This is a genomic window from Photorhabdus temperata (assembly GCF_025384845.1).
Taxonomy (GTDB): Bacteria; Pseudomonadota; Gammaproteobacteria; order Enterobacterales; family Enterobacteriaceae; genus Photorhabdus; species Photorhabdus temperata.
On sequence record NZ_JAJAFX010000098.1, the window covers coordinates 1 to 7,052 of the forward strand.

Annotated in this window: 6 protein-coding genes and 1 pseudogene; all 7 read right to left on the minus strand. The window is 45.2% G+C overall.

Going from position 1 to position 7,052, the window contains the following annotated elements; all coding sequences use genetic code 11:
* Positions 1–411: pseudogene (locus LGZ99_RS22795) on the minus strand (ImcF-related family protein); the annotation flags it as partial.
* A complete protein-coding gene (locus tag LGZ99_RS22800) occupies positions 408–1,535 on the minus strand; it encodes a KPHS_23130 family T6SS system protein (RefSeq protein ID WP_036836767.1) in 1,128 nt (375 codons plus the stop codon). The pseudogene LGZ99_RS22795 and the gene LGZ99_RS22800, both read right to left, overlap by 4 nt.
* A complete protein-coding gene (locus LGZ99_RS22805) occupies positions 1,532–1,804 on the minus strand; it encodes a PAAR domain-containing protein (RefSeq protein WP_036836768.1) in 273 nt (90 codons plus the stop codon). The genes LGZ99_RS22800 and LGZ99_RS22805 overlap by 4 nt, the downstream gene beginning before the upstream one ends.
* A 546-nt stretch (positions 1,805–2,350) precedes the next feature.
* On the minus strand, positions 2,351–3,430 hold the full coding sequence (locus tag LGZ99_RS22810) for a Tli4 family immunity protein (protein WP_262979677.1): 1,080 nt from the start codon (positions 3,428–3,430) through the stop codon (positions 2,351–2,353).
* Positions 3,431–3,551: 121 nt separating this feature from the next.
* Positions 3,552–4,640: a Tli4 family immunity protein gene (locus LGZ99_RS22815; protein WP_262979678.1), complete on the minus strand. Its 1,089-nt coding sequence runs from the start codon at positions 4,638–4,640 to the stop codon at positions 3,552–3,554.
* Positions 4,633–6,243: an esterase/lipase family protein gene (locus LGZ99_RS22820; protein WP_262979679.1), complete on the minus strand. Its 1,611-nt coding sequence runs from the start codon at positions 6,241–6,243 to the stop codon at positions 4,633–4,635. Before LGZ99_RS22820 ends, LGZ99_RS22815 begins: the two co-directional genes overlap by 8 nt.
* A 2-nt stretch (positions 6,244–6,245) precedes the next feature.
* Positions 6,246–7,052, minus strand: an 807-nt coding sequence (locus tag LGZ99_RS22825; protein ID WP_262979680.1) for a DUF2345 domain-containing protein, incomplete at its 5' end; no start/stop codon positions are given.

Sequence of the window (7,052 nt, forward strand, 5' to 3'; positions counted from 1 at the left end):
TTGGGTCGTCAGCCCCGGCGCGATGGCTTCCACCTGCTCCACCTCCCCCACCAACAACAAGATACGGACTTTATACCACCAGAACATCCCGTAACGACGGTGCATACGATCACCCAAATCACTGACTATTGGCGCAGACTGGCTGAGGCGAATTTCAGCTTGTACAGTCTCTGGCCGGAATTGTTGTTGCGCTTTATTCTGCCGTATATACTCCCATGCCGCGTTCCCCAATAAGCCTATCAGTATGGCTGGAAAAAGCGTGGCATAGGCATACCACGCAAGGTTTAGTAACCCGTTGTCCGCAAGCAATGCCTGATTTAAATAAATTAGCAGAAAAAATATTCCGGCAAGACTCAGCGTAATAAAAACATATCCCCGAAGGCCATAGTGATGATCATGACTCGCGTTCATGGATGTAACTCCTTCGTCATTAAATAAAGTACAGCGCTACCCTCAGGTAATTGATTGATAATGATATGATCGCTATTTGTCAGGCCAGTGGCCTCCGTCAGCATAGCTGAGGTCAGAAACACAGACAGCGGCCCCGGTGGACCAAAAGTATGGTCGATTAAATGAACAGGATTTTCCGGGACAAAATGGAATGGGCTATCACGGCCATCCATCATCAGTTCAGTCAGCACGTTTTGAGACCCCCCCGTCATCCAGAGGTGCTGCATACTGTTTTTGGCAATGCGGTTATACTCAAACAACATTCTGAAATCTTTCTTTATTTCCCCGGGTAATGATGGCAGCGCCCTTCCCATACCCGCCAGAACGTTTAACTTTTTCTGGGCGGCAAATGCCGTTGAGGAAAGTAACTGAGCAGACAAAAATTCGCTGTACTCTTCTTTACCTCCTTTGGCAGGCCAGCACTGGCAGGCGATAACCATTATCAGCCCCTCAAAAGCCGCTTTGTCGTACAATGACGTTATTACCTCCCTGCTCTCTATTTGAGTGGGAACCAAACTCCACTGTTGTTGCACACACTCTTGATGATAAGACAAATCCATTGAAGGGGCGCCAGCAAGATAAATGGTGCATAAAAGCGAGCGATACCCCGAACACTGTTGCTCAAACTTATCATCAACTTTCGCCAATAACTGTCGGATATCCGTTGATGGCACAGACAGCGTCCGTCCGGCATCGGGAAACGCTGGAATCTCCTTCGGTTTACCCAACAAGGGAGCTATGCCCTGCGGTTCTGGCGTCAGGATAAAATTGCCGACCACCGCCAATTGCTTTCTGCTCCATTGCTGCCACTGGAAACGGGTTTCCGCACTGGCGGCTTCCCAGGCTTGCGCCGCAGTACAAAATCGCTCATAGCGGTTTAGTACCGCACCGAATAACAGCATCCAACTGAAAAAAGCCGGTAAACTGCCATACAGTACGACCTGCAATAAATCGGGGGTTTCTCTCAGCACAAGCGCCATACCTGTGCCCACCGCCAGCATCAGCAATAAAATCATCCCCCACAACCCATAACGCACAGGCGCCACGACACGAAGACGGGGGATTTCAGGAATAGGCCAGCTCATGACGATGACTCAACTTGGTTATGAGGCATTGAACTCAATACTCGACACCCGCACTGGCAGCGACAATAATGCACCACTACAGCGCGGCCATTTTCCTGAACGGTATTATCCCCCTCAATAATGGGATTAATACCGTGCCCGTCTAGCGGGCAATTAATGAGATCACCCACCAAAGCGGCCTGTTTACCGTCGAAATACATTGTTGAAGAAGCAGTGATCACTTTTCCACCTCGATCAGTGGCATCACCTAAACAAACAATACTAGACATTGTGATATCCTCTATTGATTATCGAAATAACCCTAAATAAACCACCAGATATCAGGAGATAATATTTCATCCCGAGATATCTCATTATTGACTTTAATCTTAAGGGCCCCATACCTTTAAAAACTGAATTAAAAGATAAATAAGTGGCCCACTCAATAATACCACAACAGGGATTAAGAACAGCAGGACTTTGTATTTCTTTCGCTTAATGCATTGAACCGTCCGATAAATGACATAACCATCAATAATCATTATGACCGGCCAGGCATAATAGAAAAGAAGAAAAACACAGACTAATACCACATCCCAAAAATCAAATTTAATCACATTGAGTCACCGATTAATGCATTATTAAAAAAACGACCTCTCACAGAGAGAATACCCCCCATCGCCAATAAAATCGGCAAATTCTTTTTTATCCAATTTTTACCGCCTGAGTCATTCTGACAATTGAATGTAAAATGCCTATTGGTATTTTAGTGTCTTTATCCTCCTTGATTAGATTAACCCTTATATCCCTATAAAGGGTTTAATTTAAAACGCATGTTATTGGGGATTGAAAGCGCCGGGTCTGACTCTAACGGTCTGACTAATAGCATCCCAGAACGCCACTATTTCATTCTGGGTATAGGCTGTCGGTGTCTCTTCATCATTGACCACCGTTAAATCAAAGACCGGTGTTTTTTTTCCGCCGGTTTTCTCATTTGCCAGTAACGTAAACTGATAACGCGGATCATCACTATCCGGCTGTAATCCCACAGCCAATAATTCCTCAGTATCCAGCCCATTAATTTTTCGCGCGCCTTTACGAAAAATATCACCCCGGTACAGGGATGCTTTAATTTGGCCGATACGCTCCAGCATACTGTCTTTTTCCCGGATATAGTTATTCGTTTGTATTCTCACATTCAAATAATTATCCGGGCCAGTTTTATATAATGTACCGATATCTTCTTTATCCCTTTGATTATCTGCAATAAACGCATTGGAAATACAACTTCCCGCAGTAGTCGGAATTTCCGATTCATCACGCCCCCGTGTACGGGACAAAAAATACCTTAACTCAGCCAGCTTCTCTGGCACATCATTATTATAAATATCGGGATGAATCTGCCGATCTTTGTCATAACGTGCAGCGGAAGCATTTGTCGCTTCCATTTCTACTTTAATCGCCACGCCATTGCTATATAGATGGGCCTCTAATACCCTGACCGCATCCGGGACACTTTGATTTTGCATACGTTCAAAAATAACCCCTTTCATCCCTTCGGGGACAGAGTAAATATTTTTTAAATAGGGCATATCAACGGGATATGACGTCTTCATCTGCCGTAACGCTTCTTCCCGTAATTGAATACGCTGTTCAAAGGCAGGTAAATAGATCCGTTGGGTTTCTACCCAATGATCGTTCACCCGGGAAGCATTCACCGTATCATGATAGTTTTCCGGTAAATCCACCAAATACCGACCAATACAACGGGTTTGCATATTTGCTAACATTTCGGTTGTCTCTTGTTTTTCCTTTTCAGTTAAAACAGGATGAGAAGGATCAGGTAAATACCACCGCCACAAGGCATAAATAGCCACACCAGACAACAAAATAAGTAAGATATTTCTTTTATTCAATTTTTACCGCCCAGACAATCTTGATGATTGAACCTAAAATACGTATTGGTATTTTCTTATCTTTTCCCACCCTGATTTTTAACCCTTATATCCCTATAAAGGGTTTAATTTAAAACGCATGTTATTGGGGATTGAAAGCGCCGGGTCTGACTCTAACGGTCTGACTAATAGCATCCCAGAACGCCACTATTTCATTCTGGGTATAGGCTGTCGGTGTCTCTTCATCATTGACCACCGTTAAATCAAAGACCGGTGTTTTTTTTCCGCCGGTTTTCTCATTTGCCAGTAACGTAAACTGATAACGCGGATCATCACTATCCGGCTGTAATCCTACCGCCAATAATTCCTCAGTATCCAGCCCATTAATTTTTCGCGCGCCTTTACGAAAAATATTACCCCGGTACAGGGATGCTTTAATTTGGCCGATACGCTCCAGCATACTGTCTTTTTCCCGGATATAGTTATTCGTTTGTATTCTCACATTCAAATAATTATCCGGGCCAGTTTTATATAATGTACCGATATCTTCTTTATCCCTTTGATTATTTGCAATAAACGCATTGGAAATACAACTTCCCGCAGTAGTCGGAATTTCTGTTTCTTCACGTCCGTGTATACGGGATAATAAATCCCTCAGTGTAGCTAAATCTTTCTGAGCTGTATTAGCATATACAACAGGGTAGGATGCCCTGTCTTTGTCATAGCGAGCGGCTGAACCATTTGTCGTTTCCATTTCTACTTTAATTGCTACTCCATTACTGTACAAATAAGCCTCCAGTACTCTGAATGCATCATCAACGCTTACGTTCTCTATGCGTTCAAAAATAATCCCTTTCATCCCCTGAGGAACAGAGTAAATATTCTTTAAATAGGGCATATCAATCACCTTCACCGTTTTTGTCTGCCGTAGTGCCTGCTCCCTCAATTGAATACGCTGTTCAAAGGCAGGTAAATAGATCCGTTGGGTTTCTACCCAATGATCGTTCACCCGGGAAGCATTCACCGTATCATGATAGTTTTCCGGTAAATCCACCAGATATCGGCCGATACAACGGGTTTGTAAGTTAGTTAACAATTTGTCCACAGCTAATTTTTCCTTCTGATTTAACACAGTATGTGGGGGATAGGGCTGCAACCAGTGCCACACCCCGTAAAACACCAGCACAAGCAAGCTGGCAATTATTATGGCAAACGCTTTTTTTCTATTCATCAGGATAAGCCAAAGATGTTTGTTTAACAGATTGTGCTATTTTAACAATCGCCCGCAGGGTAAAAAAACGGGTATCGTCAGTATTATAGGCCCCTTCATGATCAACCTCCGCCCCCAAAATTGAACGCAGACCGCTAGCGGTAAATTTCCCTCCCTCAACTGGCACCGTGCCATCACCGGGCTCTTGCGGATCCGCTATAGTAAAAGTTTGTATTAGAGAATAGTCATTGCCAGGTTTTATTGGATATTTGACACTGCGCATATCTGAAAGCTCCGCATTCATAGGATCAAATATCGGGCTATTGAATGCCAGTTCAGGATTACCTTTCCGATTAAAATAATCTTTACGTGCTACCCAGCGGACAGTGCCATAAGAGAGGTGTTTAGTACTGTTACCATAGAAAGCATAGGTATTGCTGTGATAACAGCCAGTTAATTCTTCTATAAAACTACGCACATCTTTTCTGATTATTTTTGTAAAGTTATCCCAATCTGCCTGCATTATCGCCGGGTTTTGTTTCTCATTAGTCGGGTTAATCAGACGTTCTTCGCATAACCCCCACCACTTATCACGCTGTAAATAGATTTCTTCATAAGGATCACGCTCCGGTAAGCTATAGCGTGTATTTCCATCCTCAATCTTCAACCACCACTTACCGTATCTCAAACCGGGTAATAGCTGGAGTGGTCCCGGTGACTGTGCCATCACGGCAGTGAATTGACCGCCATCTTTGCCCATGACTAATCCAGTCAGGCTACTTTCACCTGCTTTCATCCGCTTATAAGCCGTCGGTGCCCCAAATGTCGGCATCACACCATGCACAATCCCCAGAAGCCTGTCACGTCCCTTCAATATTTCTGAATAGTGACGTGCCACCAGCCCCCCCATTGAATGCGTGACCAGTATCACCTTCTCACAAGGCTGACACCGCCGTTTATAGCCCGTAACCACTTGGTCAATATAGTCCGCCAACCGGTTTGCTGACTCTACATTAGACTGAAGCCAGTTATACCCCATCACATGAACCGGAAACTGATATTGATAACTCAGCTTAATTTCATCCCGTGTCAGTTTGGCTTCCCCCATCTCAGCCTGTAGATCCATCAACTCCAGTTGCTGACGCAATGTCTGTTTCCCCGTCTTATTCAACCGGTTGTGCAATAACTCATCCTGATCATCCAGCGCCGCCTGAAGCCAGGGCAAAAATTCGCCGTAGCTCATATAGGCGACCTCACCCCAACCTCGTTCCTTTCGCGAAGGAAATTTAGGGCCTTCTTTATGATTGTCGTCTACTCTACCCCGTGAATCGACAACAGTATTTTCCGGATCAAGCAACTTTTTTCGATCTTCTGCACCCTTTAAAACCCAGTCCTTCAAGGCACCCAATCTGCCGTTTAAACGCCAAACTGACGTTCCATTTTTATCCTGCAAATTACTCCCCATCACCCCCGGCAGAAAAATCACCGGAATAACCCGGTTTGGCACCTTATAACAAATCGCCGTCAGGTTCTTTTCACTGGGCGCATTAACTAACGGGTAATACAACCTGCCATGCTCGTCATAAACAGGCTGAACAACAATTTTTTCTGATGAATCGGACATCATTACTCCTTACCTTCTTTTAAATAGAACTTCATTGCTTCCACCCCTAATTGCTGCTGTTTGGTCACCTTACCATTCGAGCCGGTTGTCGAAGGTTGCTGACTATTGTCCTGATTGTGCAAAAGGCTACTTTGATGGTTCACCGGTGAATCATCAAAAGGCCAGAGCACCTGCGGCGTTATAGAAAAATCCGTTGTTTCACGTTGGGATGCCATCTGATTAAAACTCTGCCCACCGAATTTTTGCCACACCGCCGCCCGCTGGATAATGTTATCGGGCGCCCCGCTTTCCACCTGCCCGTTGCCAATACGGATATATCCCCCGCCACAGGCCAGTAAAATCTCCTCTTTGGCACTGATGAGCACTTTGCCTTCATGGCTGCTCACCGTGATATCTTTCAACGCCGCCAATCCCATCGCATCACCCTGCGCCTGGATATCTACCCGCCCTCGGCTGGCAAACAGTTTGATCCCCAGCTTTTCGGCAAACAGGCTGATCATCCCACCGGCAGCCACCGTGAATTTTTTCAGCACGCTAAAATCGGTATTTTTCCCACTGGTGACCATCACATTGTCCCCCGCAGAAAATTGGAGATTTTTCGCTGTCGTCTGAGCGATACCTTCGGGGGCGGAAAGTAACAGCGCCGATTTTCTCAGTTCGGTTAACGTGTCACTCAATAACGCTTTCTGTTGCTGCAAATCCGCTAATTCAGCTTTGGCCGTTTCAGCTGCACCCCGTAATGCTTCGGTTAACGCCTGCGCCTGTTGTAACTGACTGATTGCCGCCTGCATTGCCAACACGTCTCCCCC

Bases quoted from the DNA above. Each gene is read 5' to 3' on its own strand.
- LGZ99_RS22800 (WP_036836767.1), bottom strand. From the start codon at position 1,535: ATGAGCTGGCCTATTCCTGAAATCCCCCGTCTTCGTGTCGTGGCGCCT.
- LGZ99_RS22805 (WP_036836768.1), bottom strand. From the start codon at position 1,804: ATGTCTAGTATTGTTTGTTTAGGTGATGCCACTGATCGAGGTGGAAAA.
- LGZ99_RS22815 (WP_262979678.1), bottom strand. From the start codon at position 4,640: ATGAATAGAAAAAAAGCGTTTGCCATAATAATTGCCAGCTTGCTTGTG.
- LGZ99_RS22820 (WP_262979679.1), bottom strand. From the start codon at position 6,243: ATGTCCGATTCATCAGAAAAAATTGTTGTTCAGCCTGTTTATGACGAG.